This window comes from Streptomyces sp. NPDC058678 (assembly GCF_042714835.1).
GTDB lineage: Bacteria > Actinomycetota > Actinomycetes > Streptomycetales > Streptomycetaceae > Streptomyces.
Genome location: NZ_JBHXSG010000004.1, coordinates 250,383 through 274,117 on the forward strand (window position 1 = coordinate 250,383; position 23,735 = coordinate 274,117).

The 23,735-nt window shown below is 70.9% G+C and carries 24 protein-coding genes and 1 pseudogene; 14 read left to right on the top strand and 11 right to left on the bottom strand.

The genetic code is table 11. The annotated features are described in order from the left end of the window. Positions 1 to 35: 35 nt before the first annotated feature. A complete protein-coding gene (locus tag ACFWWR_RS06850; protein ID WP_383865487.1) occupies positions 36 to 1,037 on the bottom strand; it encodes an NAD(P)/FAD-dependent oxidoreductase in 1,002 nt (333 codons plus the stop codon). Further along, entirely contained in the window at positions 1,034 to 1,402 is a 369-nt protein-coding gene (gene fdxA / locus ACFWWR_RS06855) for a ferredoxin (RefSeq protein ID WP_383865489.1), read from the bottom strand. Before fdxA ends, ACFWWR_RS06850 begins: the two co-directional genes overlap by 4 nt. Positions 1,403 to 1,595: 193 nt before the next feature. On the opposite strand from fdxA, the gene ACFWWR_RS06860 reads away from it, so the two are divergent. The 6 genes from ACFWWR_RS06860 to ACFWWR_RS06885 all read left to right on the top strand — a co-directional run bounded on the left by ACFWWR_RS06860 (position 1,596) and on the right by ACFWWR_RS06885 (position 7,407). Continuing rightward, entirely contained in the window at positions 1,596 to 2,915 is a 1,320-nt protein-coding gene (locus ACFWWR_RS06860) for an aromatic ring-hydroxylating dioxygenase subunit alpha (protein WP_383865491.1), read from the top strand. Continuing rightward, the gene (locus tag ACFWWR_RS06865; RefSeq protein ID WP_383865493.1) at positions 2,912 to 3,436 is read left to right on the top strand and encodes an aromatic-ring-hydroxylating dioxygenase subunit beta; all 525 of its coding nucleotides are present in this window, start codon (positions 2,912 to 2,914) and stop codon (positions 3,434 to 3,436) included. Before ACFWWR_RS06860 ends, ACFWWR_RS06865 begins: the two co-directional genes overlap by 4 nt. A 21-nt stretch (positions 3,437 to 3,457) precedes the next feature. Then, the gene (locus ACFWWR_RS06870) at positions 3,458 to 4,669 is read left to right on the top strand and encodes a Dabb family protein (protein WP_383865495.1); all 1,212 of its coding nucleotides are present in this window, start codon (positions 3,458 to 3,460) and stop codon (positions 4,667 to 4,669) included. Positions 4,670 to 4,704: 35 nt separating this feature from the next. Next, a complete protein-coding gene (locus tag ACFWWR_RS06875) occupies positions 4,705 to 5,829 on the top strand; it encodes a hypothetical protein (RefSeq protein WP_383865497.1) in 1,125 nt (374 codons plus the stop codon). 160 nt (positions 5,830 to 5,989) lie between these two features. Beyond that, positions 5,990 to 6,760, top strand: coding sequence for a CoA transferase subunit A (locus ACFWWR_RS06880; protein ID WP_383865499.1), 771 nt, complete (start codon positions 5,990 to 5,992; stop codon positions 6,758 to 6,760). Further along, positions 6,760 to 7,407, top strand: a complete 648-nt coding sequence (locus ACFWWR_RS06885; protein ID WP_383865501.1) for a CoA transferase subunit B — start codon at positions 6,760 to 6,762, stop codon at positions 7,405 to 7,407. Before ACFWWR_RS06880 ends, ACFWWR_RS06885 begins: the two co-directional genes overlap by 1 nt. 762 nt (positions 7,408 to 8,169) lie before the next feature. Here the strand turns inward: ACFWWR_RS06885 and ACFWWR_RS06890 are convergent. Both ACFWWR_RS06890 and ACFWWR_RS06895 read right to left on the bottom strand, forming a co-directional pair. Further along, the gene (locus tag ACFWWR_RS06890; protein WP_383865503.1) at positions 8,170 to 9,243 is read right to left on the bottom strand and encodes a TauD/TfdA family dioxygenase; all 1,074 of its coding nucleotides are present in this window, start codon (positions 9,241 to 9,243) and stop codon (positions 8,170 to 8,172) included. 123 nt (positions 9,244 to 9,366) lie between these two features. Beyond that, entirely contained in the window at positions 9,367 to 9,507 is a 141-nt protein-coding gene (locus tag ACFWWR_RS06895; RefSeq protein WP_157857388.1) for a hypothetical protein, read from the bottom strand. Between the two features lie 294 nt (positions 9,508 to 9,801). On the opposite strand from ACFWWR_RS06895, the gene ACFWWR_RS06900 reads away from it, so the two are divergent. Both ACFWWR_RS06900 and gap read left to right on the top strand, forming a co-directional pair. Beyond that, a complete protein-coding gene (locus ACFWWR_RS06900) occupies positions 9,802 to 10,758 on the top strand; it encodes a GlxA family transcriptional regulator (RefSeq protein WP_383865505.1) in 957 nt (318 codons plus the stop codon). Positions 10,759 to 10,859: 101 nt separating this feature from the next. Further along, complete coding sequence (gene gap, locus ACFWWR_RS06905) at positions 10,860 to 11,858, top strand: type I glyceraldehyde-3-phosphate dehydrogenase (RefSeq protein WP_383865507.1); 999 nt, start codon at positions 10,860 to 10,862, stop codon at positions 11,856 to 11,858. Between the two features lie 534 nt (positions 11,859 to 12,392). Here the strand turns inward: gap and ACFWWR_RS06910 are convergent. After that, on the bottom strand, positions 12,393 to 13,253 hold the full coding sequence (locus tag ACFWWR_RS06910) for a hypothetical protein (protein ID WP_383865509.1): 861 nt from the start codon (positions 13,251 to 13,253) through the stop codon (positions 12,393 to 12,395). Between the two features lie 577 nt (positions 13,254 to 13,830). On the opposite strand from ACFWWR_RS06910, the gene ACFWWR_RS06915 reads away from it, so the two are divergent. Continuing rightward, positions 13,831 to 13,998: a hypothetical protein gene (locus ACFWWR_RS06915; protein WP_383865511.1), complete on the top strand. Its 168-nt coding sequence runs from the start codon at positions 13,831 to 13,833 to the stop codon at positions 13,996 to 13,998. A 110-nt stretch (positions 13,999 to 14,108) separates the two neighbouring features. Next, complete coding sequence (locus ACFWWR_RS06920) at positions 14,109 to 14,549, top strand: GNAT family N-acetyltransferase (RefSeq protein WP_384302306.1); 441 nt, start codon at positions 14,109 to 14,111, stop codon at positions 14,547 to 14,549. 77 nt (positions 14,550 to 14,626) lie between these two features. Here ACFWWR_RS06920 and ACFWWR_RS06925 read toward each other — a convergent pair. Further along, positions 14,627 to 14,917, bottom strand: a pseudogene (locus tag ACFWWR_RS06925) (TetR family transcriptional regulator); the annotation flags it as partial. On the opposite strand from ACFWWR_RS06925, the gene ACFWWR_RS06930 reads away from it, so the two are divergent. Beyond that, positions 14,861 to 15,709, top strand: a complete 849-nt coding sequence (locus tag ACFWWR_RS06930) for an LLM class flavin-dependent oxidoreductase (RefSeq protein ID WP_384302308.1) — start codon at positions 14,861 to 14,863, stop codon at positions 15,707 to 15,709. The pseudogene ACFWWR_RS06925 and the gene ACFWWR_RS06930 sit on opposite strands and share 57 nt — an antisense overlap. Here the strand turns inward: ACFWWR_RS06930 and ACFWWR_RS06935 are convergent. From ACFWWR_RS06935 to ACFWWR_RS06955, 5 genes are all read right to left on the bottom strand, one after another. Further along, positions 15,666 to 15,917, bottom strand: a complete 252-nt coding sequence (locus ACFWWR_RS06935; RefSeq protein ID WP_383865517.1) for a hypothetical protein — start codon at positions 15,915 to 15,917, stop codon at positions 15,666 to 15,668. The genes ACFWWR_RS06930 and ACFWWR_RS06935 overlap by 44 nt on opposite strands. A gap of 138 nt (positions 15,918 to 16,055) precedes the next feature. Further along, on the bottom strand, positions 16,056 to 17,063 hold the full coding sequence (locus ACFWWR_RS06940) for a PDR/VanB family oxidoreductase (RefSeq protein WP_383865519.1): 1,008 nt from the start codon (positions 17,061 to 17,063) through the stop codon (positions 16,056 to 16,058). Positions 17,064 to 17,117: 54 nt separating this feature from the next. Further along, positions 17,118 to 18,305, bottom strand: a complete 1,188-nt coding sequence (locus tag ACFWWR_RS06945) for an acetyl-CoA C-acyltransferase (RefSeq protein WP_383865521.1) — start codon at positions 18,303 to 18,305, stop codon at positions 17,118 to 17,120. A 53-nt stretch (positions 18,306 to 18,358) separates the two neighbouring features. Beyond that, a complete protein-coding gene (locus ACFWWR_RS06950; protein ID WP_383865523.1) occupies positions 18,359 to 18,964 on the bottom strand; it encodes a histidine phosphatase family protein in 606 nt (201 codons plus the stop codon). Between the two features lie 77 nt (positions 18,965 to 19,041). Continuing rightward, on the bottom strand, positions 19,042 to 20,580 hold the full coding sequence (locus tag ACFWWR_RS06955) for an AMP-binding protein (RefSeq protein ID WP_383865525.1): 1,539 nt from the start codon (positions 20,578 to 20,580) through the stop codon (positions 19,042 to 19,044). Positions 20,581 to 20,828: 248 nt separating this feature from the next. Here ACFWWR_RS06955 and ACFWWR_RS06960 point away from each other — a divergent pair, with 248 nt between their 5' ends. Genes ACFWWR_RS06960 through ACFWWR_RS06970 form a run of 3 tightly spaced genes read left to right on the top strand, consistent with a single transcriptional unit; the run spans position 20,829 to position 23,658 of the window. Beyond that, positions 20,829 to 22,070, top strand: coding sequence for an acyl-CoA dehydrogenase family protein (locus ACFWWR_RS06960; RefSeq protein ID WP_383865527.1), 1,242 nt, complete (start codon positions 20,829 to 20,831; stop codon positions 22,068 to 22,070). Positions 22,071 to 22,122: 52 nt separating this feature from the next. Beyond that, positions 22,123 to 22,887, top strand: a complete 765-nt coding sequence (locus tag ACFWWR_RS06965; RefSeq protein WP_384302310.1) for an SDR family NAD(P)-dependent oxidoreductase — start codon at positions 22,123 to 22,125, stop codon at positions 22,885 to 22,887. Positions 22,888 to 22,890: 3 nt separating this feature from the next. Further along, entirely contained in the window at positions 22,891 to 23,658 is a 768-nt protein-coding gene (locus ACFWWR_RS06970) for a ThuA domain-containing protein (protein WP_383865531.1), read from the top strand. Positions 23,659 to 23,735: the final 77 nt, after the last annotated feature.

Below are 23,735 nucleotides of genomic sequence, written 5' to 3' on the forward strand. Positions count from 1 at the left end.
CCGGCGAGATGCGGTGGTGGACGGGAGTCAGGCACTCACGCATCGGAGGAGTGCCCCGGCGTGAGGGAGCGTGCCGGGTCGAGCAGGGAGGCGATGTGGTTGACGGCGAGGGCCGCCTCGCCGAAGCCGATCGAGATGAGGCTGACCTTGCCGTCGTGGTCGGCGATGTCGCCGGCCGCGAAGACGCGCTGTCTGCTGGTGCGCATCGTGCGGTCGACGAGGATGCGACGGCGACGCAGCTCCAGTCCCCACTGCTCGATCGGGCCGAGATCGGCGATGAAGCCGAGCGCGGCGACGACGGACTGGGCGGACAGGCTGATCCGGTCGCCGTCCGGGCCCGCGACCACGACCTCCGACACCGACCCGTCGCCGGAGATCTTCTCGACCTCGTAGGGCGTCAGGACCCGCACGGAGGATGCGTGCACCTGCTCGACGGTGCGTTCGTGGGCCCGGAACCGCGTACGCCGGTGCACCACCGTCACCGACGAGGCGATCGGCTCCAGCGACAGCGCCCAGTCCAGCGCGGAGTCCCCACCACCGACCACCACGACGTCCTGTCCGGCGAGTTCGGCCAGCCGCGGCACGAAGTACCGCAGGCCCCGGCCCAGGTAGTCGGAGCCCACGGGGAGCTCGCGGGGGACGAAGTTGCCGATGCCGCCGCAGACGAGCACCGCGCCCGCGGTGATCCGCGCGCCGGCGTCGGTGGTGGCGACGATGCCCTCGCCCGCGTCGTCGAGGCGGGTGACCCCGTGCCCGAGCAGGTAGGTCGGGTTCCACCGCCCGGCCTGCTCGGCCAGCCGGTCCACCAGGTCCTGACCGCGGACGGCGGGGAAGCCGGCCACGTCGTAGACGAGCTTCTCGGGGTACAGGGCGGTGATCTGGCCGCCCACCTCGGGCAGGGCGTCGGCGACAGCGACGCTCATGCCGCGGAAGCCGGCGTAGTACGCGCCGTACAGCCCGGTCGGGCCGGCGCCGATGACGAGCAGGTCGACGGACACCTCGGGGCCGGCGCCGGTGGTCGCCTGGAAGCCGCTCACGCTCCCACCTCGGGGTGGTCGTGGCCGACCCGGCCGACCTTGCGTGCGCCGCCGGGCGACCCGAGCGGCTCGGCTCCGACGATTTGGAGGGTGAAGAATTCGGCGTTGATGCGCTCGGACTGCTGGGCCTCGGCCGGCAGGTCCTCGTGGTGGAAGATCGAGATCTGCGGGCAGACGGGTTCGCAGCGCCCGCACTCGACGCATTCGTCGGGCTGGATGTAGAGCATCCGGTCGCCCTCGTAGATGCAGTCGGCCGGGCACTCCTCCATGCACGACTTGTCCATGACGTCGAGACATGCCTGGGTGATGACGTACGGCACGGGCTTCTTGCCCTTCACACGATCGCACAGAATGCGAGATGGCATCTTCTATTACGGAATGGATGATGACGGCGTCGGCCCGGGGTGTCAACCCTCGTCGATTGCTTGACACTGTCGCGTGTGCTAGGAGAAGCTGATGCGACATACGAGATGGCGTCTCACAGCGCGCCACTCGGGTCGGGACTTGTGAGAGGCATACGCCGTAATGGGAAGCAACCCCCGGACCGTCCCAGCACCGATGGTCGTCGAGAACTGGGACCAGCTCACCTTCCGGGTCAACCGCGAGGCCTACCGCAGCGCGGAGATCTTCACCCGGGAACGCGGCTGGGTATGGACACACACCTGGCTCTACCTCGGCCACGAGACCGAGATCCCCAACCCCAACGACTTCAAGGTCCGCACCCTCGGCGGCCGACCGCTGATCTTCTGCCGGGACAGTGCCGGCGAGGTACACGCGTTCCTGAACTCCTGTCCGCACCGCGGCACCGTGCTGTGCCGCGAGAACGAGGGCTCGGCCAGGCTCTTCCAGTGCTTCTACCATGCCTGGACATTCCGCAACAACGGTGAGCTCGCCGCGATCCCCGACGCCGACGCGTACGAGTCGGGCGACGAGTTCAAGGCGTCCATGGGACTGCGCAGCGTGCCACGCCTGGAGATCCACGAGGGGTACGTCTTCGTCGCCTTCGACCCCGACGTCCCCCCACTGCTCGAGCACCTCGGCGACGCGGCCGACTACATGACGATGATCGAGCAGCAGCACGTCGGCGGCATGACCACGCTGCCCGGCACGCAGCAGTACAGCGTACGGGGCAACTGGAAACTCGCCGTCGAGAACGCGATGGACGGCTACCACTTCGCGCCCACCCACAACACGTTCGTGGGTTACCTGCGCGAGAGCGGCTTCGCCGTCAGTGACGACAACCAGTTCGCGTACAACCTCGGCAACGGCCACGGCCTCCTGGTCCTGACCGGGCACGGCGGGCGGATCAGCATGATCTGGGAACCGCGCTTCGGCGAGGACGAGCGGGTGCGCACCGAGCAGCACCGGGCCGAGATGACGCAGCGGCTGGGGGAGAAGCGGGCACACCACGTGGCCGACGAGAGCCACATCCTGTTCGTGTTCCCCAACCTGCTCCTGTTCGACATCGAGGGGCTGTCGATCCGGCAGCTGGAGCCGGTGGCGCCCGACCAGACCGACGTACGCGCCTGGCAACTGGTCCCGCGCAACGAGGACCCGGCCGCGCGCGCCCTGCGCATGAAGACGGTCGTCAGCTTCGTCGGCCCGGGCGGGCTCGCCACGCCGGACGACATCGAGGCGTACGAGGCGGTCCAGCGCGGCATCCAGGCCACGGCGGACACCGCTTCGCCCGAGCTGGACTACAGCGACATGTCGCGCGGCATGGCCGACGAGGTCAAGGGCGTGCAGGGCAGGTCGACCGACGAGGGTGCGATGCGGGGCTTCTGGCGGCACTGGGTCGACGCCGTAGGGCTCGATGACGGCCTCGAGGTCCACGGCGAGCGCCCGGCGTCCTTCCTCGCGGGGAGGGACGTACGATGACCGCGATCACCAACACCCACTCCGTGCAGTGCCAGGGACGCACCATCACCCGGCCGGAGGTGGAGGACTTCCTCTACGCCGAGGCGGACATCCTCGATCACTGGGACTACGACGGCTGGCTGGCCCTCTTCGAGCCCGGCGCCCGCTACGAGATCCCCACCACCGACTACCGCCCCGGCTGGTCGCCGCACGAGACCGGATCCTTCGTCGACGACGACTGGGACCTGATCCTCGCCCGGGTCAAGCGCCTGAAGTCCCGCAAGGCGCACGCCGAGAACCCGCACTCGCGCACGCACCGGCTGGTGTCCAACGTGCGACTGTCCGAGCACACGGAGGACTCCCTCCGGGTGGCGGCCTCCTTCGTGGTGCACCGCGCCCGCGACGGCCACTTCGACGCCTACGTCGGCTGGTACGAGCACGTACTGGTGCCGACCGAGGACGGACTCCGTTTCCGCTTGCGGCGCTCGATCCTCGGCCACGAGTCGCTGACGGCGGGCGCCCGACTCAGCTTCATCCTCTAGACGGCGACGGACGGTGACCCGATGATCCGACACACCCTGTCCTTCCGCTTCGGCGACGCGGTCGACCAGGCCACACGCGAGTCCGTGCTGGCCGAGCTGCGTACCTTCCCGCACCGGTACCCGGCCATGCGCGGCTTCGTCCTCGGCGAGAACGTCAGCACCCGCGACCGGACCTTCACCCACACCATGGCCGTCGACTTCGACAGTCAGGACGACCTGCTCGCCTATCTCGGCAGCGAGTCCCACGAGAACTTCGTGCACACGCGCTGGCGACCGGTCATCGACCGGCAGGCCATCACCTCGTTCGAGTACGCCGAGCGCCCGTCGCTCACCCCAGGAAGGACAGCGCCCGTGAGCACCCGCCCGCACGGCCCGTACGGCATGGAGTACGCCCGGATCGAGGTTCCGGACATGCAGGCCACGATCGACTTCCTCGAGTACCACGTCGGCCTCCAGCTGGAGCAGCGTACGGACGAGTACGCCTATCTGCGCGCCGACATCGAGCACCACGCGATCGAGCTGATCCACGCGCCCGAGCGCACCGACGGGTGGACGACCGCGGTCGGCTACAGCGTGGCGAGCGAGGAGGTCCTCGAGCAGCTGCACAAGAGCGTCCTCGACGCCGGCCTCGAAGTCCTCGAGCTGCAGGAGCGACAGCAGGCGCTGTGCGAGAACGGCTTCGCGGTCAAGGACCCCAACGGCCTGATCATCGAGCTGTTCACCGAGTTCCAGGAGTACGCCGAGCCGCCGCATATCGAGATCCGGCCGCTCGACCTGGTGCACCCGTTCATCGCCACCGCGAAGTACCAGGAGACGCAGGAGTTCTACCAGAACGTCCTGCGGTTCGTCCCCTCGGACTACGTCGTCGGCTCGACCACGTTCTACCGCGGCGAGAACCGCTACCACCACAGCCTCGCGGTCCAGAACAACAAGGAGCACTACGTCGCGCACCTGTGCTTCGCGATGAAGAGCCTCGACCACGTCATGCGGATGCGCGCCCGCGCGCTCTACAAGGGCGCGCCGATCGCCTCCGACATCGTCAACCACTCGGCGTCGACGTCGATCGCGTTCTACCTGCACGACACGCGCTTCGGCCCGCGGTTCGAACTGTGCGACCGGCACCGGGTGTTCACGCCGGAGGAGCACGAGACGCACCGGGCCCGCAGGATGCCGGCCGACCCGCGCAACATCGACGTGTGGCGTCCGGCGTCCGACGACTGGGGACGTTTTTGAGACAGCAGTTGCTTGACGTCCTGAGCCTGCTCGACGTGACTCCCGCTCCCCGTGGGCAGGAGCGGACGGCGGCCCACCGGTTGCGTGCCTGGTGCGCGGACCGGTGGCCGCACGTCGAGTGGCAGGTACTGGAGCACGGTCCCGCGGGCGGCAGCCTGATCGCCGCGCACGGGGCCGGACCCCTCCTGTATTCCCATCTCGACACCTCGCTGGACGACGGCGGTGCGCACAACCACCTCGTCACCGGCAACTCCGCGCCCATCGCTCCGCTCGGCGTGGACGGCGACGTGGTGGCCGGCTTCGGTCTCGGGGTCGCCCGAGGCCCGGCGGCCGCCGCGCTCGTCGCGTTCGCCGAGGCGGGCGCCGGGCGGCTGCTGCTCGCCGGCTCCGGTACGCACCGCCGCTCCGGCGGGACCACCGGCCTGGAGGCCTATGCCGACGCGTTTCAACTGCCGCGGTCGGCGATCGTCGCCAAGTGCGGCCCGCCCACGCTGCTCTGGCACGAGCCGGGCGCGCTCTACCTGAGCGTCCGGGTGACCGGCCGCTCCGGGGCCGCGATGATGGCCCGGTCGGCCACACCGCCCGGGGGAGTCGTAGCCCGGGCCGGCGTCGTCCTGGAGGAGCTGGCCCGCTGGCGCACGGCCTACCTGGCCGCCGACCCGCGGGCCGGGCAGACCGGCCGGGCGTGCGGCATCGGCGCGATCAGCGGAGGGTGGGCCGCCAAGCCGGACCTGCTGCCGGCCCAACTGCGCATCGATCTGTACGTCGTCGCCGGTGACCCGGTGGAGCCGGCAGTGCTGGCGGCCGACCTGGCCGACCGGCTGCGGGCACGGTGCGCGAAGTCGGTGCTGCGCAACTGCACGGTCGAGGTGGAGGCCGAGCCGGTCGCGCCGGCCGCGGCGACGGACGCCGACGCCCCGGTGGTGACGGCGGCCCGGGCGGCCTGGCGCGACGAGTTCGGCGTCCAGCCGCCGCCGATCACCGGCTGGACGGGATCGACCGACGGTGTCGTGCTGCGCGCCCGCGGCGTCGACACCGTGCGCCTGGGCCCGCAGGCCAAACCGGCCCTCGACGATCCACGGCGCGACGCCCTGTCGTTGGGACAGTTGACCGCGTACGCGCGCATCTACCGCCGGCTGTTGACCGAGCTGACGGCGTAGCGCCGCAGATCCCGGTGCTGCCCGCGCCCGCGCCGATGACGGCGGGCGCGCACTCCGAGCCGTCCCGGCTCCGGTGCCGACGCAGCCCCTGACGAACCATTGTGAACTCGAGTTCAACCAGCGCAAGGCGCAAGCGCCCTGCAGAAAAGTGGGCAGGCGGATGGACAAAGTGGTCGCTTCCGTGGCCGAGGCGGTGGCGGACATCCCCGACGGGGCGTCCCTCGCCGTCGGCGGCTTCGGTCTCAGCGGAATTCCGGGGGCTCTGATCCAGGCCCTGTACGACACCGGCGTCACGGGACTCGACGTCGTCTCCAACAACTGCGGGGCGATGGAATCCGGCCTCGCCGTGCTGCTCGCCGCGGGCCGGATATCCCGGGTCACCGGCAGCTACATCGGCGGCAACAAGGAGTTCGCCCGCCAGTACCTGGGCGGCGAGATCGAGCTGGAGCTGATCCCGCAGGGCACCCTCGCGGAGCGACTGCGGGCCGGGGGCTGCGGCATCCCGGCCTTCTACACCCCGGCCGGGGTCGGCACCCAGGTCGCCGACGGCGGACTGCCCTGGCGTTACGACGGCGGGGGCGGCATCGCCGTCGCCTCACCGGCCAAGGAGGTACGCGACTTCGCCGGCGTCGCGTACGTCCTGGAACACGGGATCACCACGGACTTCGCCCTGGTGCGGGCGGCGAAGGGCGACCGGCACGGCAACCTCGTGTTCAACAAGTCGGCCCGCAACTTCAACCCCCTCGCCGCGATGGCGGGCCGCATCACGGTCGCCGAGGTGGAGGAACTGGTCGAACCGGGCGCGATCGACCCCGACCAGGTCCACCTGCCGGGCATCTTCGTCCAGCGCGTGGTGGCCCTCAGCTCCGAGCAGGCCGCCGACAAGAAGATCGAGAACCGCACGGTGACGCGTAGGGAGGTGCGGGTCTGATGGCCTGGACACGGGACGAGATGGCCGCCCGCGCGGCCCGCGAACTGCGCGACGGCGAGTACGTCAACCTCGGCATCGGGCTGCCCACGCTGATCCCCAACCACCTGCCCGAGGGTGTCCACGTCGTGCTGGAGTCGGAGAACGGCATCCTCGGCACCGGCCGTTTCCCGTACGAGGACGAGGTCGACCCGGACCTGATCAACGCGGGCAAGGAGACCGTCACCGTTCTGCCAGGCGCGGCCTTCTTCGACTCCGCCCTGTCGTTCGGCATGATCCGCGGCGGCCACATCGACGCGGCCGTGCTCGGCGCCATGCAGGTCTCCGAACGGGGCGACCTCGCCAACTGGGCGATCCCGGGCAGGATGGTGACCGGTATCGGCGGAGCCATGGACCTCGTGCACGGTGCCCGCCGGGTGATCGTCACCATGACCCACACCGCCAAGGACGGCGCCCCGAAGATCGTGCGGGAGTGCGACCTGCCGCTCACCGGCAAGGGCTGCGTGGAGCGGATCATCACCGACCTCGGCGTTCTCGACGTCACCGACGACGGCCTTCTCCTCGTCGAGACCGCTCCCGGCGTCACCGTCGAGGAGATCACCGCGAAGACGGCGGCGAAGGTGCTCATCGCCGAAGGAACCCGCGTATAGCCCTCCGTGCCGCGTGGCCCGCATGGCAGCTTCACCCTCCCGGGGCGTGACTGTCATGCGGCGGTGCGCGTCAGGGCTGGAGACTGTGATCCTGGTCGGACGCGCCGGCGCCGTCGGCGAGGCATCGGTCTCGGTCGCCGACGGCGCCGAGTCCAGAAGTCGTCTCATGGCGCAGCATCGCCGGCGAGCAGCAGGACGCGTCCCCCCGGCCGGCCACGAGAGGGCGGCCTGTACGACGCCGAGGTCATCCGTGTCGACGAGTCGACGAGTCGACGAGTCGAGCATGCCTGGTACGAGATCATCAGCGACAACACCCCGCTGGCGTCGTCGGCCGGGCTCAAGCCCGTGTTCCGACCGGGACGGCCTGATCGTGCCGGCCGGAAACCTCTCGCGCGCAGCGGCCGCTCGGTGCCCGGAGGACGCTGTACTTCTTCCGGCGCGCGGCTCGTGTCCGTCGGTGATGTGCGTATCGCCCCGCTCGCGCCCGGTCTGGGCGCGTGGAGATCACCGGCCCGTCGGACTGTGAGCCGACGGGCCGTTCGACGTGCGCTACTCCGCTGCCCGCGGGTGCTCGCGGACTTCTTCGCTGTGACAGACGACCGCCGCAGCCAGAGTGAACTCTGGCTGCGGCGGTCGAGGGTTGTCCCCGGCGGCTCCACGACGGTCAGCGGCGCTCGTCGAGCGACCGGTGTCCGAGGGGCGCCAGGGGCGGCGCCGTCGCGTCGGCGTTCACGGACGTGCCGTCACCGAGGGGGCCCGGCGTCACACGCCCCAGTCGTCGTTGACGGTGACGGCGTCGGTGATGCGGAACCGGCCGCCGGGCACCAGGGGCGTGGTGGGCTCACCCATCACGACGACGTGCTTGCCGAACCGGGGGGCCAGCGGTCGGCCGACGTCGCGCTTGAGCCACAGACGCAGCAGGTGCCGGCGGCGCTCCGGTTCCGGGTGGTCGTTGTAGCTGGTGCGCGAGTGCAGTGCGGCGTAGTTGAGCAGCCACTGCACGTCCCCCGGCTGGAAATCCATGTCGATCGGCAGACCGGGTTCCTGCGAGATCTCGTCGAAGAGGGTGATGGCCGCGGCCTGGTCGGGCGTCAGCGCGGGAACCCCGGGGTACTCCTGGGCACTGAAGATCATCGAGTTGCCGGCGTAGGTACTGAAGATGCCGTCGACGTGGCTGATGATCGGCGAGGTGTACGTGAGTTCCGGGGAGTCGGGGTCCTGGCGCCGCCAGTCCCAGTGGTAGGTGTCGAAGAGCCGCGCGGCGAGGTCCGGCCGGCGGCGCAGCATCTCGTTGTAGATCGTGGTGCCGCTGACCAGGCTGGAGGCTCCGCCCTCCTTGGCACCGCGCAGGCACATGAGGGCGACGACGTCGGAGCTGTCGGAGTGGAACGGCAGCCGGTCCCGAATGCGGGAGGGCAGCGCGCCCTCGTCGGACATCGTCTTGTTCGACGTGGCGATCACGTGGTCGAGCAGGTCGCCCCGCTGGCTCTGGCCGATCGGCAGGCCGAGGTGCAGGCCCATGATGAAGAAGATGGCCGCGGCCACGGAGTCGCCGTACTCCTCGGTGCGCAGGCCACGCACCAGGATGAAGCCCCGGCCGGCGTCCATCTGGTGGGCGCATTCGTCGTTGAGGGCGCGACAGGCGTCGAACGGGTAGTCGGCGGCGGTGACGGTGCGCAGGTCGGGGTCCTCGGCGACGAAGCGCCGTCCCAGGTCTTCCAGCTCGGTGCGCTCGGCGTCGCTGAGTTCGTAGATCCATTCGGTGGACTTAGACAGCTCGTCGCCGCGCCAGGCGGACGGACCGGAGATCGGCTGAAGGCCGACGGTGGTGCTCACGATGATGCACTCCTAGAAAAGGTGAGGGAAAGCCCGTCGGCGAAGACACAACGGGCGACGAGCGTCGACGGACGACGAACGTTTCGGTGTGGCGGGGGATCGTCGCGTTGCGACGAACCGCACTCAGAAGGGAGTCTGAGGTTCGCCGACAGCCGTGCCGGGGCGCAGCCCCTCCCGGGGCGGGAAGTAGCTGAGCGGCTCGTCGTAGGTCCGACGGCCGGCGCACGACACGAGCAGGACGCCGATCAGAGCGACTGGCCTCATGCTGGTCCCGTCCTTTCGAGAAGTTCCTCAACCATAGGACGCCTCCGGGTCGTCGTCAATGTGCGAGATGCTGTCTCGTGATGCAGTACGTCAGGGTGGCCGTGAGACGGCACGGTGGAGCTTGCGCCGGCAACGATGCCCGCCCGTCTTCGGCCCAGGGCTCGATCAGCGAGTCACCACCAGCTCGCCGTGGGGGCGAAGCAGCGGTCGGGGCCGGTGTCGTCGATGAGACCGGGCCGCGTCGGCTCCCAGCCGAACAGGAACCGGCCCCGCACCCCTGCGTACCCTGTCCCCGTGTCAGCCTCCCGCCTGCGCCGCGTCGCCGTTCTTGTGCTCGAGGGCGCGAAGCCGCTCGATGTCGGCATTCCCGCGCAGGTGTTCACGACGCGCGCGAGCATGCCGTACGAGGTGCGGTTGTGCGGCGCGGCACCCGGTCTCGTGACCGGCGGCGACGGCCTTTCGTACCACGTCGCCCATGGCCTCGACGCGCTTGCGTGGGCAGACATCGTGTTCATCCCCGGCTACCGGTTCCCGGACCGCGACGATCCGCCGCGGGCCGTCGTCGATGCGCTGGTCACCGCCCACGGGCGGGGCACCCGGCTCGCCGCCATCTCGACGGGCGCCTTCGCACTCGCCGCGACCGGCCTGCTGGACGGCAGGCGCGCCACGACGCACTGGCACTACACGCGCCCATTGATGGTGAGGCATCCGCTCGTTCAGGTCGACGAGAACGTCCTGTTCGTCGACGAGGGCAGTGTGCTCACGTCGGCCGGCGCCGCCTCGGGCATCGACCTGTGCCTGCACATTCTGCGCGGCGACCTCGGGGTGGCCGCGTCGAACCACGCGGCGCGGCGCCTGGTCGCGGCCCCCTACCGCAGCGGCGGTCAGGCGCAGTATGTGCCGCGCAGCGTGCCCGAGCCGCTCGGCGAGCGCTTCGCCGCCACCCGCGAGTGGGCACTGCACCGGCTCGGCGAGCCCCTCACCCTCGAGGCCCTGGCGCGGCAGGCCGCGGTCTCGCCGCGCACGTTCTCGCGGCGCTTCGTGGAGGAGACCGGCTACACGCCGATGCAGTGGGTCATGCGCGCCCGTATCGACATGGCCCGCGAACTGCTCGAGCGTTCGCAGCGCGGCGTCGAGCAGATCGCCGCCGACGTCGGCCTCGGCACCGGTGCGAATCTGCGGCTGCACTTCCAGCGCATCCTCGGCACCACACCGAGTGAGTACCGGCGCACCTTCGCCCAGGGCGAGTAGTCCGACCACGTGGCGCGATCCTTTTGAACCGTGGCGATCACGTCACTGTCAGCGGCGGCGGCCGCGAGCGAGTCTGGTGGCAAACGGAAGGGACACCACTGATGACTCGCATCGCCGTCAACGGATTCGGCCGCATCGGACGCAACGTGCTGCGCGCACTGCTCGAACGCGACAGCGACCTCGAGGTCGTCGCCGTGAACGACCTCACGGAGCCCGCCACCCTCGCGCGGCTGCTCGCCTACGACACGACGGCCGGCCGGCTCGGCCGTCCGGTGACCGTCGACGGGGACGCCCTCGTCGTCGACGGCCGGCGCATCACGGTGCTGGCCGAGCGCGAACCGGCGCGGCTGCCGTGGGCCGAACTCGGTGTCGACATCGTCCTGGAGGCGACCGGCCGCTTCACGTCGGCCAAGGCCGCCGGTGCCCACCTCGACGCGGGTGCCAAGAAGGTGCTCGTCAGCGCGCCGTCGGACGGCGCCGACGTCACGCTGGCCTTCGGGGTGAACACGGACGCGTACGACCCGGCCGTGCACACGATCGTCTCGAACGCCTCGTGCACGACCAACGCACTCGCACCACTGGCCGCGGTGCTCGACGAACTCGCCGGTATCGAGCACGGCTTCATGACGACGGTGCACGCCTACACGCAGGAACAGAACCTGCAGGACGGCCCGCACCGGGATCCGCGCCGCGCCCGGGCCGCGGGTGTCAACATCGTGCCGACCACGACGGGCGCCGCCAAGGCGATCGGCCTGGTGCTGCCGAACCTGGACGGCAAGCTGTCGGGCGACTCGATCCGGGTGCCGGTTCCGGTGGGCTCCATCGTCGAGCTCAACACGACCGTCGCCCGCGACGTGACGCGTGACGATGTGCTGGAGGCATACCGCTCCGCAGCGGAGGGGCCGCTCGCCGGCGTCCTCGAGTACTCGGACTTCCCGCTCGTCTCCTCCGACATCACCGGCAACCCGGCGTCGGCGATCTTCGACTCGGCCCTCACCCGCGTCGAGGGCCGCCACGTGAAGGTGGTCGCCTGGTACGACAACGAGTGGGGCTTCTCGAACCGCGTGATCGACACGCTCGAACTCCTCGCGGCCCGCTGACCGAGAACTCCGGCTTGCTCCCGGCCTGTTCGGCACCGAGTCGTGTCTGTCGTCGGCGATTTCATCAGGCTCTGCCCGGGTAGGCGGGCCCGGTAGCGGAGTCGGGAAGCGACTGGCCGCGCCACCGGGCGCTGCGTGGGCCGACTGCGGTCAGCCCGCCCCACTCCTGATCCGGGACCGGCAGGTGATCGTCGACGCGCTCGAACGCGAGCCGGACCCGCCGCCGATGGGGCTGCCGTAACTGTGCGCAGGGCGATCGCGCCGGATCCACGAATACGTCCTGCAGCCGGGCGACGGTGGTGCGGTACACCCTCGGCGTCACCGAGGCGCGAACTCGCATCCGTGACGCTGACGCGTCTGATCCACTCCGTCCCGGATACGAAGTCCAGTCACCTGTTGGACGATGCGACGAGCCCCCTGCTCGAGAGGCAGCCACCCACCCGGCCGGCGTGGTCCAGGGCGAAGAACCGACCGTGACCGTCGCCGGATGTCAGGCGCGAGCTGTCCGGTTCCGCATGCCGCGGCCGAGCGTGGTCAGCCCAGGCACAGTACGAGCAGGCAGATCTGCGACGGCGAGGTCGCGGCCGGCTCGGGGCTCGCCGGTGACGACCCTGGGTCCGTGCCGTCGGTCGCGGCGGGTGCGGGCGTCTGCGCGGGCGTCGTTGCCGTCGTGTCCGCGGTGTCGGTGCGGTCGGTCACCGTCGCGGCGGAGGACGTCGCGGCGGACTGTGGCTGCGGGAGCGCCACCGTCGCCGTACGAGGAGGGGCAGCGGCGTCCGGCTGAACGTGGGACGGCGTGGTGTGCAGCGAGTCGGTGGCGTACGCCGGGTGCGGAAGGTCGGGCGCGGGCGACTGTGCGGGCGGTGTGGGCGAGGAGCGGTGTGCGTCCGGCTGTGTCGACGTCGATCGCGCGTCCTGTGCCGCCTGCTTCTCGACGGCGCCCGCTCCCTGGTCCGTCGCCGCTGTGGCCGTCTGCGTCCGGTCGCCGGACTGCCGGTGTGTCGAGGCCACGGTCAGGCCGCCACCGACGAGCGCGACCGCGGTCGCGACCACGGCCCGGCGTTGGTTCTTCTTCCAGCGGGCACGCTGGCGACGTCGTGCCGCCCGCCCCTGCGGCACGGCCGGTACGCCTTCGAGATCACCGGACTCGTCGGTCTGCGGGACGCTCTCGGCGATGCCGCCGACCGCCACCTCGTCCACCGCGCCACGAAGTCGGCCGTCTTGCCACGTGTCCCAGGCCGCGGACTGCGATGCACCCGCCGTACCCGTCACGAACGGGGCCGCGCCGATGCGACCGTCGGCGGTGGCCGGAGCGATGTCCGGTGCGTAGGCGCCGCACCCGGGGCACACCAGGGCGCCATTGAGATGCCTGCGGCACGTGGAGCAGTAGTCCATCTGCGGTCTTCCTGAGTTGACATGCCGTCGATCCGACAAGGGGGCACGGCCCGGTCACGTTCGTACGTGGAATCGAGCGCTCAGTAACACTAACGACGCCTTCGAAAGGCAATGTGCAGACGGCGTGAGGCTCGTGCAGGGATTCTCGCGTCGTACGCGTGGGTCCGGTGGGGGTTGGGCCGGCGAAGCGGTCGGTTCGTGAGGCGCTCGGATCCGGTCACCTGAGTCGCCGGGAGCGGACACGCGTTGAACGACGACCGGACAGGCCCCGGCCGGCGCACCGTCACATCGGTTCCGCAGGGCGCCTGGTCGGCAGGGTGCGTGTTCCGGGCAACGCGATCGACTTACCGTCGACACCGGAAGAACACCCCGCTTGCACATTCAGTGGGAAAGTCGCGGCACATGTGCCCAAATTCCGAATGTCTCGGGATCGTGTAACGCGGCAGCCGATGTCTGACGCAGAAGTAAACGGACCCGTGCGACGAGTCGCGTCCGGGGGCACAGAGAAATCGCTTTACTCCGGCTTGCACGATCATGCGTCGGATGGAAAAAACGTGAGCAATCGAGGATCAGCCCTATGACACCCGAGTCAGCCGAGAACGATCACCTGCCGGTCTACGAGAGCTTGGTGCGTGAACGCGGGGATGCCGTGGCCGAAGCGCGTCAGGTAGCCGAAGAAGCGCAGCACCAGGTGTCGCAAGCACTGAACTGGCATGACGCGGTACAGCCGGAGTCCGCGTTCTGAGCGAGTCGGATCCGGTCGGGCGAACCTCACCCGAGGAAGCACTCACGTACGCCCGCAGCCGCTGAAGACCGGGACGCCAGGCGGGGGCCTCGGCCAGTAGCGTGGCGATCATGGTGGACTGGGATATCCGGCCGGCGTCGGTGGCGGACGTCGAGGCGGTGGCCGAGTTGCGCGCCGTGGTGTTACGGGCGGACCTGGAACGGCTCGGTCGGTACGACGAACACCGCGTGCGGCAACGGCTGCGCGACGGATTCGACCCCTCGTGCACCTGGGTGATCGAGGTGGGCGGCGTGTTCGCCGGCTGCGTGGCGCTGCGACCGGCCGGGGACGCTCACTGGCTGGAGCACTTCTACCTGGCCCCACATCTGCAGGGCAGCGGTATCGGATCGGGTGTGCTGCGCGAGCTGCTGGAGTCGTGCGACCGCGACCGCGTCCTTGTTCGGCTGAACGTACTGCAGGGCAGTCCGGCCCGAAGGTTGTACGAGCGGTACGGGTTCGACGTCGAGTCCGAGGATCGGGTCGACGTGTTCATGGTGCGCAAGCCGGCATGAAGGAGCGTTCTCCTCGCCGGTTTCCCGGCGAACTGTCCCACGCCCGGTGGGAGTTGACCGGCCTCACGCCGGCCAAGTCACTGCGGTCGGCGTAGTCCCGCGATGAGCAGGTCGACCAGGCGGCGTGGTTCGTAGCGGGGATCGCTGTCCGCGCCGATGCAGAGGTTCCCGACGCCGCGCATGAGTTCGTAGGCCCGCAGGTCGGAGTGGATCTCGCCGGATTCGGCTGCGGCGTCGAGCAGTTGGGCGCACACGGGCACGAGGCGGTCGAGGAAGTAGGCGTGCAGGGTGTCGAAGCCGGCGTCGTCGGAGTGCAGCACGGCGGCGAGTCCGTGTTTGGTGACCAGGAAGTCGACGAAAAGATCGAGCACGCCTGGCTGTTCGATCACCTCATGCCGATCGCCGGCGACCCGCACGGACCGGCCTACGAAGGCTGGACGCTGCTCTCCGCCCTCGCCGCCCACACCCGGCGACTGCGGCTCGGCGTGCTGGTGACCAGTAACCGGTTCCGGCCGCCCGCGATGCTGGCCAAGATCGCCACGACCGTCGACGTCGTCTCCGGCGGACGGCTCGACTTCGGCATCGGCGTCGGTTCCCGCCCCGGCCATCCCCTGGCCCGGCGTGAGTACGCTGCACATGGCCTGCCCTTCCACGACTCCGCGCACGCCGTGGGGAGCCTCGCCGAAGCCTGCACGGTGATCAGGCGGTTGTGGACCGAGGAGGCACCGTTCGACCACCACGGCACCTACCACCAGCTCACCGGTGCGTTCGGCAACCCCAGACCCGTCCAGCGTCCGCACCCGCCGATCCTGATCGGCGGTCGCTCGTCCGCGACGCTGCGCGTGGTCGCCGAGCACGCCGACCTGTGGAACGTCCCCGGCGGCGACATCGACGACGTCGTCCGTCGCAGCGCACTGCTGGACCGCTACTGCACCGAGATCGGCCGTGACCCGGCCTCGATCACCCGCTCGATCCACCTGCCCGTCTCCTACGACCGGCCCGGCGCCACGCAGGACGCGATCGGCGAAGCCATCGACGCCGGATTCCGACACATCGTCCTCGGACTCCCGGCGCCCTACCCCGCCGACGTCGCACGGTGGGTCACCGACGAGCTCATCAGCACGTCGGCCCGAACACCTCTGCCCGGAACTCCAGGGTGAAGCCCCCGCTCGCTGCGGATGCCGTCGACCCGGGCACCATCGACTCCATGCCCTGAACGGAGAAGAACGACAGGACGGCACCGGGTACCGCCACCCGAGCGAACGGATCCCCGCCCCGGACCTCCGAGTCGAGGAGGGCGGCGTAGAAGGCGGCGAGGCCCGGGACATCGTCGGTGAGCAGGGAGGTTCCGGTGAAGTGTGGCTGCATCAGGGCATCTAGGACGATGGCCGGGGCCGGAGTCGGGCATCGTCGGCGCGGTGCGCGACAGTCAGGCGGTCGCCGCCTTCCCGGATCCGACCGCCGTACCGGACCGAGAGTCTCCGATTCCCAGGATCCGGTCCGTGATCAGAGGTCGAGCACGAGCCGGGGGCCGCACGAACGCGAGACGCAGATCAGCATGGTCTCACCCGCGGCGCGCTCGTCCTCGTCGAGCAGGGAGTCCCGGTGGTCCGGCGTGCCCTCCAGCACGTCCGTCTCACAGGTGCCGCAGGTGCCTTCCCGGCAGGAGAACAGCACCGGGACGCCCGCCTCCTCCACCACTTCGAGCACCGAGCGGTCCGGCGGGACGGTGAGCGTGCGGCCCGAGCGGGTGAGCACCACCTCGAACGCGTCGGCCGGAGCCACCTCGTCCGCCGACGGGCGGACCGGGGCGAACCGCTCGATGCCCAGGGTGCCGGAGGGCCAGTCGGCGCACTGCTCCTGCGCGGCCCGAAGCAGCGGCTCCGGACCGCAGGCGTGCACCAGCGTGCCCGCGCGGGGCGAGCCGATGAAGGTGGCCAGGTCCAGCAGGCCGTAGGTGTCCTGAGGCCGGATCAGCACCCGGTCCCCGTAGCGCGCCAGGCGGTCCACGAACGCCATGGACGCGCGGGTACGGCCGCCGTACAGCAGGTGCCAGTCGGTCCCCGCCGCCTCGGCGGCCTCCACCATCGGCAGGATGGCGGTGATCCCGACCCCTCCCGCGATGAAGAGGTGGTGCTCGGCCGCGCGCAGCGGGAAGTTGTTCCGTGGCCCGCGCACCCGCACGGCCGAGCCCTCGCCGAGATGGTCGTGGACGTAGGACGAACCGCCGCGGCCGTCCGGTTCGCGCAGCACCGCGATCTGCCAGGCCGCCTCGTCGGCGGGGTCGCCGCACAGCGAGTACTGACGGACGAGGCCGTTGTCCAGGAGCACGTCGATGTGGGCGCCCGGCGCCCAGGCGGGGAGCGGATCGCCGTCCGGGTCCCGCAGGACGAGGGAGACGACACCGTCGGCGGCATCGATGCGGGCGTCCACGACGAGGGTTGTCTCGCCGTGGTCCGCCTGGGACTGCGGTGCCTCGGTGCCCCGGAGGACCTGGAGCGGTTGGTTGGTCATGTGCGTCAACCTGAGTCTCGTGCGGGTGGGGGACGGGGGCGGGAGGCCGGAAGCTCAGACGCCCGGTACGTGCAGCAGCAGTGCGTCGCCCTGGCCGCCGCCTCCGCACAGTGCGGCGGCCCCGGTGCCGCCGCCGCGTCGCAGGAGTTCCCGGGCGAGGGTCAGGACGAGCCGGGCGCCGGTCATGCCGACCGGATGACCGAGGGCGATGGCTCCGCCGTTGACGTTCACCCTCTCGAGGGGGACGCCGAGTTCGCGTACGGAGGCCAGGGCGACCCCGGCGAACGCCTCGTTGATCTCGAAGAGGTCGAGGTCTGCGGCCTTCAGCCGGCCGTCGCGTTCCAGGGCGTCGCGGACCGCCCCGGCCGGCTGCACGAGCAGCGAGGGGTCGGGGCCCGCCACGGTGCCGTAGGCGCCGATCTCGGCGAGTGGTGTCAGGCCCTCCCGGCGGGCACGGTCCGCGCTCATCACGACGACGGCCGCGGCTCCGTCGGACAGCTGTGAGGCGTTGCCCGCGGTGATCGTGCCCGAGGGGGAGAAGGCCGGCCTCAGGCGCCCCAGGCTCTCCGCGGTGCTCTGCGGCCGGATTCCCTCGTCGGCCGTCACGACCGTCTCGCCGCGGCGCCCGGCCACCGTGACCGGGGCGATCTCCGCGGCGAACGCGCCCGACTCCTGGGCGCGGTGGGCCCGCTCGTGCGACAGCGCGCTGTACTCGTCCTGCTCCTCGCGAGTGAGCGCGAGGGGCTCCTGGTAGCGCTCGGTGGCCGCGCCCATGGAGACCCCGTCGAAGGCACAGGTCAGCGCGTCGCGGTCGAGCGCGTCCTCGACGGTCGCCGCCCCGTACTTCCACCCCGTGCGGGACCCGCGCAGTAGATGCGGGGCGCCGGACATGGACTCCATGCCGCCCGCCACGACCACCTCGTGGCGCCCCGAGGCGACCATCAGGTCGGCCAGGGCTATGGCGTGCAGCCCGGACAGGCACAGCTTGTTGACGGTGCTCGCCGGGACGGCGAACGGGATGCCGGCGGCCACCGCTGCCTGCCGGGCGGTGTTGGGGCCCGCCCCGGCCTGGACGACATGGCCCATCACGACGGCCTCCACGTCGGCCGGGTCCAGCAGCGCCGCGGACAGCGCGGCGCGTATGGCATGGGCGCCGAGTTCGGCGGCGGACAGGCTGCTCAGCCCGCCCATGAGCTTGCCGATGGGCGTTCTCGCTCCGGCGACGATGACGGATCCGGGCATGTCCGGTGCCTCCTGAAGGGGGTCGAAGGTGAGGGGACGGCGTGACCGGGGTGTCAGCCGACCGAATCGACGGCGCGCGCCGCGACCAGATGGGCCGTCTCGTTCACGGAGTGCAGCACGACCCGCCCACCGGGCATGCGACGCACCCTGCTGACCGAGGTGTAGCCGGGGTGGAACCAGAACATCCGAGGTATGTCGAGCACGGTCGCCAGGTACGTGTTGGTGATCCCGCCGTGGCACACGGCCGCGATCCGTTGTCCGGGGTGGGCGTCCAGCATGGTGTTCATGGCCCCCACCGCCCTGGCCCGGAAGGCGTCCCAGTCCAGGTCCGGTACGAAGTCCTCGTACCGTCCCTCGGCCAGCGCCACCGAACGGGGGTCGTCCGCGTTGATCTGCTCCGGCGGCGTGTAGGGGTGCGACACGTCGGTGTCCCACTCGCGCAGGTCATCCAGTACGGCGGCGGTCATGCCCGTCAGCCGTTCGAGGGGCGCCGCCGTCTCGCGGGCCCGCCGGTACGGGCTGACGTAGAGGGCGTCGATGCCCTCGTCCGCCAGCCAGGGGGCGAGCCGCTCGGCCTGGGCGATGCCTTCCGGCGACAGGCCCGGGTCGAACACGCCGGCGCGGGGGAGGCCGTGCCGGACGAGCAGGAGTTCCGTCATGAAGGGTCCTTCGTCATACCTATATGGAGGGGTTGTGAGAGGGGTGAGTTCGTGTGCGGTGTCAGGGGCAGCGGTGCTCAGCCGGCGATCGTCCGGTCGGAGTCCCAGTAGGGGCGTCGCATCGCCCGCTTGTCGAGCTTGCCCATGGCGTTGCGGAGGAGTTCCGGGACGACCTCGTAGGACTTCGGGCACTTGTACGCGGCCAGCCGCTCGCGGCAGAACGCGTGCAGTTCGCCGTCCGCCGGCCCGTCTGCGTCGGTCACGACGACCAGAGCCCGCAGCGACTCACCGAAGTCGGGGTCGGGTACGCCGATGACCGCGACCTCGGCGACCTTCGGATGCTCGCGCAGCACCGCCTCGCTCTCCGCCGGATAAAGGTTCACCCCGCCGGAGACCACGACGTCCGAGGCCCGGTCGGTGATGAAGATGTAGCCGTCCGGGTCGACATAGCCGATGTCGCCGAGGGTGAAGACGCCGGGGGCGACGTAGGCGGCCTTGGTCTTCTCCTCGTCCGCGTGGTAGCGCACGCCGCGGCCCTCCGGCGCCCGGAAGGCGAGCAGCCCGAGCTCCCCGGCGGGCAGGGGGCGGCCGTCGTCGCCGGTCACCAGGACGTCGAAGGGCGACTGGACGCGCCCCACCGAACCGGGGTGCTCCAGCCACTCGGTGCTGTTGATGCGGGCGACGGTGCCGGCCTCGCTGGCTCCGTACGACTCGGTCAGCACCGGACCGAACCAGTCGATCATGGCCCGCTTCACCTCCGGCGGGCATGCGGAGCCGGTGTGCGCGATCTGTATCAGGCTGGAGACGTCGTAGCGTGCGCGCACCGCCTCCGGCAGGGCGAGCAGGCGGGTGAAGTGGGTCGGCACCATCACCGAGGAGGTGACCCGCAAGCGCTCCACCCGGTCCAGGAACGACTCCGCGTCGAATCGGCCGAGGATCACCACGGGCCGGCCGGCCGCGAGATGGCGCAGTGAGGTGAGCGGCCCGTTGTGCTGGAGCGGGCCGCACACCAGGTGCGGTCCCGGGGGGAAGCCGGGGCGGGCGGCCACCGCCTCCAGATAGGCGGCGCTGTCCGGCACCGGGCCCTGCACCCAGCGCACCTCGGTGCCGCGGGCCCGTCCCGTGGTGCCCGACGTGTAGACCAACGGCGGGCGGGCGGGGCGGCCGACGGGCGCCGGCACCGGTTCCGCCTCGGCCAGCCACCGGGTCCAGTCGAGGGCGTCGTCCTTGGCGGGCGTCCCGTGCACGACGACGGGGAGGCCGAGCTCCGCGCCCGCCTGCCGGGCGGCCGACTCACCCGCCGGGCCGCTGATCACCGCCTTCGCACCCGCGTCGGTGAGCAGGTCGACCAGTTCCCGGGCGGTCAGCTGCCGGGAGGCGGCCACCGTCCCGACACCGGCCCGCAGACCGGCGAGATGGGCCACCAGCGTGGCCACGGCGTTGTCGCCCAGGACGGCGACCCGGTCGTCCGGCTCGGGCGCGACCTCCAGGAAGCGCCCGGTCAGGCGTGCCACCTGGTCGGCAAGCCGGGACCAGGACAGGCTCTCCGCGTCGTCGGCCAGTGCGGTCGCGTTCGGCAGTTCGCGGGCACGCAGGTCGAGTGGCTGTAGGGACATGGATCCTCCGGCGCTCCTGGATTCGTCCTCTCCCTCGCTCCACCGGGTGCACCCCGTCTGCCCAGCGGCCGGGCAGCGGGAGAGGCGACGCCAAGACTGTAGCGTTTATCAAGAAAGTACGGAACACTCTGACCCGAGACGGAGGCACCCACCCTCGTTGGGCAGGTGTGCGGCTCCGCTCCGAGTCGCCGTTACTGAAGCAGCCATCTGGTAAGTGCCGTCTGGACCCGTGTGCCGAGGAGGTCACCATGCCCCAACCGAACGTGGACGAGTGGCGGGGTGAGGTCCGGCAGTGGCTGGCCACGACGCTCCCACCCCGGCGGACCGCCGAGACCACCGGTCACACCGCCGCCGATCTCGCTGTCTTCCACAACCTCACGGACGAAGAGGAGCGACAGCTGCTCGACCGCTGCCGCGCCTATCAACGCGCCCGGCACGAGGCCGGCTACCAGGCCCTCACCCTCCCCAAGGAGAACGGCGGCCAGGGCCTGACCGCCGCCCACGCGGCGCTCTTCGCACAGGAGGAGTCGGCGTTCGACGTACCGCCTTCCACCGAGCTGATCAGCGTCACCGTGCGGCTGGTCGCCATGTCCGTCTCCCTGTTCGGAACGCCCGAGCAGCGCGAGAAATACGCACGCGCCTTCCTCCGTACGGACCTGCTGGCCTGCCAGCTCTTCAGCGAACCCGGCGCCGGCTCCGACCTGGCCGCCCTGCGCACCCGCGCCCGCCCGGACGGCGAGGAGTGGGTGATCGACGGGCAGAAGGTGTGGACCTCGGGGGCCCAGTTCGCCGAGTACGGACTGCTGCTCGCCCGTACCGACCCGGACGTCGTCAAGCAGGCCGGCATCACCGCCTTCCTGGTTCCCATGGACAGCCCGGGCGTGGAGATCCGCCCGATCCGTCAGATGAGCGGTGGCGCCTCCTTCAACGAGGTCTTCCTCAGCGGTGTACGCGTCCCCGACGGACTGCGGATCGGCCGCCCCGGCCAGGGCTGGGAGGTGGCCAACGCCACGCTCGCCTTCGAGCGCACCGCCTCCGGCTCCGGAAACCGGCGCAAGGGCGGCACCTTCGACGACGTACTCGCCCTCGCCCGCTCGCTGCACCGGACCGGCGACCCGTTGGTACGCCAACAGCTCGCCGACCTGTACGTGCGCAGCGCGCTGCGCGCCGCCACCGTGGACCGCGTCGCCAGGGCGAGCGCGGCCGGCGGGCGGCCGGGCCCCGAGGCCTCACTGACCAAGCTCATGGCCTCCGACCTGCTCACCCGCACCGGACAGGTGGCCGCCGAACTCATGGGCGCCCGCATCGGCGCCGACACCGGCGAGCCCGGCACCTTCGCCTGGACCGAACACCTGCTCGGCGCCCCCGGCTACCGGCTGGCCGGCGGCACCGACCAGATCCAGCGCAACCTGATCGGCGAACGGGTGCTGAAGCTGCCGGGCGAGCCGCGGGTGGACCGGGTGCCGTTCTCCGAACTGTCCGGCAACTGAACGCGCCACCACTGGCACTGACGCAACAACACTGCACTGAGGAGTGACATCGATGGATCTGGGACTGACAGGTGCGAACGCGCTGGTGACCGGTGCGAGCCGGGGTATCGGCCGGGCCATTGCGGGAACCCTCGCCGCCGAGGGCTGCGCACTGGCGCTGTGCGCCCGTGGCGAGGAGGCGCTGGCCAAGGCGGCCGCCGAACTGCGCGGCGAGGGGGCGACCGTGTTCGCCGAGCCGGTCGACGTGACCGACCCGGCCGCGCTCGCGGACTTCGTGGAGCGCGCGGCCGGTGAACTCGGCGGCCTGGACCTGCTGGTGTCCAACGTCTCGGCGGGCAACGTCAAGGGCCCCGAGTCCTGGGAGGCCAGCCTTCGCGGCGACCTGATCCCGTTCGCGGGACTCGTCGAGGCGGCCCTGCCGTATCTGGAGGCCTCCGACCGGGCCGCCGTCGTGGCCATCGGCACCACCAACGCCTCCGACACCGCCCGCCCGGCCGGAGCCAACTCGTACTCCGCCCTGAAGGCAGCCGTCGTCCAGCACGCCTCCGCCCTCGCCCACGCCCTCGCCCCCAAGGGCATCCGGGTCAACACCGTCTCTCCCGGCCCCATCGACTTCCCCGGCGGCGCCTGGGAGACCATCCGCACCAGCCGCCCGGAGGTTTACGAAGAGGTCCTCGCCAAGCTGCCGATCGGCCGTTACGGCACCGCGGAGGACGTGGCCGCGGCGGTGGCCTTCCTGCTGGGCCGCACCGGCTCCTTCTGCGTCGGAGTCAACCTCGTGGTGGACGGCGGGCTGCTCACCCGCGTCCAGTACTGAGCCGTGGCGGGCCCGGCCGGCCGCCTGGACGCCGTACTGGTCTGCGGCGGGAGGTGGCACGACTTCGACTACGCGCGGCTGAGGCTGCTCCAGATGCTGGGTGATCACCCCCAGGTGCGCACCACCGTCCATCAGGACTACGACTGCGTACCGGCACTGGAGCAGGCCGACCTGCTGGTCACCTACACCTGCGATGTGCGACCCCGCCCGTCCCAACGGGCCGCGCTGGCACGGTTCGTGCAGCGGGGCGGGCGCTGGCTCGCCCTGCACGGCACCAACTCGGTGATCGAGGCGTCGGCCGACGGTGGGCCGAGGGTCTTCACGACACCGCGGCTCCTCGGGGAACTGGCCGGGGTGCTCGGCAGCCAGTTTCTGGCCCACCCGCCGATCGAGCCGTACGAGGTCCGGGTGACCCGGCCGGATCATCCGCTCGTCGCCGGGATCGAGCCGTTCACGGTGACTGACGAGCTGTACGTGTGCGAGCTGCACGGGGAGCTGGAGGTGCTGCTGCACGCCGAGTACACGGGTCCGTGCCGCGGGTTCGCCGAGGGCGACACGGCGGCGCTCGACGAGGCGCCCCGTCCCGTCCTGTACCTGAAGCGGCACGGTCTCGGAGAGGTCTGTTACTTCACCCTCGGCCACTGCCGGGGGCGCCATGACATGCAGGACCTCGGTGTGGACGACACGGGGCGGGTGGACCGGGGGCCCTGGGGGACGCCGGAGTTCATGACGGTACTGCGACGGTGCGTGGAGCGGACGGTGGGCGCGTGAGTGTCGCGCCTCTCGCTCGTCGTCATGCGCCGGGGGGGCTGTTATTTCAGCCCCTCCGGCGTTTGAGGAGGGGGGGT

Excerpts from the sequence above, each read along its gene's own strand:
- fdxA (WP_383865489.1), bottom strand. The coding sequence starts at position 1,402 with ATGCCATCTCGCATTCTGTGCGATCGTGTGAAGGGCAAGAAGCCCGTG.
- ACFWWR_RS06860 (WP_383865491.1), top strand. The coding sequence starts at position 1,596 with ATGGTCGTCGAGAACTGGGACCAGCTCACCTTCCGGGTCAACCGCGAG.
- ACFWWR_RS06865 (WP_383865493.1), top strand. The coding sequence starts at position 2,912 with ATGACCGCGATCACCAACACCCACTCCGTGCAGTGCCAGGGACGCACC.
- ACFWWR_RS06870 (WP_383865495.1), top strand. The coding sequence starts at position 3,458 with ATGATCCGACACACCCTGTCCTTCCGCTTCGGCGACGCGGTCGACCAG.
- ACFWWR_RS06880 (WP_383865499.1), top strand. The coding sequence starts at position 5,990 with ATGGACAAAGTGGTCGCTTCCGTGGCCGAGGCGGTGGCGGACATCCCC.
- ACFWWR_RS06885 (WP_383865501.1), top strand. The coding sequence starts at position 6,760 with ATGGCCTGGACACGGGACGAGATGGCCGCCCGCGCGGCCCGCGAACTG.
- ACFWWR_RS06895 (WP_157857388.1), bottom strand. The coding sequence starts at position 9,507 with ATGAGGCCAGTCGCTCTGATCGGCGTCCTGCTCGTGTCGTGCGCCGGC.
- gap (WP_383865507.1), top strand. The coding sequence starts at position 10,860 with ATGACTCGCATCGCCGTCAACGGATTCGGCCGCATCGGACGCAACGTG.
- ACFWWR_RS06910 (WP_383865509.1), bottom strand. The coding sequence starts at position 13,253 with ATGGACTACTGCTCCACGTGCCGCAGGCATCTCAATGGCGCCCTGGTG.
- ACFWWR_RS06915 (WP_383865511.1), top strand. The coding sequence starts at position 13,831 with ATGACACCCGAGTCAGCCGAGAACGATCACCTGCCGGTCTACGAGAGC.
- ACFWWR_RS06920 (WP_384302306.1), top strand. The coding sequence starts at position 14,109 with ATGGTGGACTGGGATATCCGGCCGGCGTCGGTGGCGGACGTCGAGGCG.
- ACFWWR_RS06935 (WP_383865517.1), bottom strand. The coding sequence starts at position 15,917 with ATGCAGCCACACTTCACCGGAACCTCCCTGCTCACCGACGATGTCCCG.
- ACFWWR_RS06940 (WP_383865519.1), bottom strand. The coding sequence starts at position 17,063 with ATGACCAACCAACCGCTCCAGGTCCTCCGGGGCACCGAGGCACCGCAG.
- ACFWWR_RS06945 (WP_383865521.1), bottom strand. The coding sequence starts at position 18,305 with ATGCCCGGATCCGTCATCGTCGCCGGAGCGAGAACGCCCATCGGCAAG.
- ACFWWR_RS06950 (WP_383865523.1), bottom strand. The coding sequence starts at position 18,964 with ATGACGGAACTCCTGCTCGTCCGGCACGGCCTCCCCCGCGCCGGCGTG.
- ACFWWR_RS06955 (WP_383865525.1), bottom strand. The coding sequence starts at position 20,580 with ATGTCCCTACAGCCACTCGACCTGCGTGCCCGCGAACTGCCGAACGCG.
- ACFWWR_RS06960 (WP_383865527.1), top strand. The coding sequence starts at position 20,829 with ATGCCCCAACCGAACGTGGACGAGTGGCGGGGTGAGGTCCGGCAGTGG.
- ACFWWR_RS06965 (WP_384302310.1), top strand. The coding sequence starts at position 22,123 with ATGGATCTGGGACTGACAGGTGCGAACGCGCTGGTGACCGGTGCGAGC.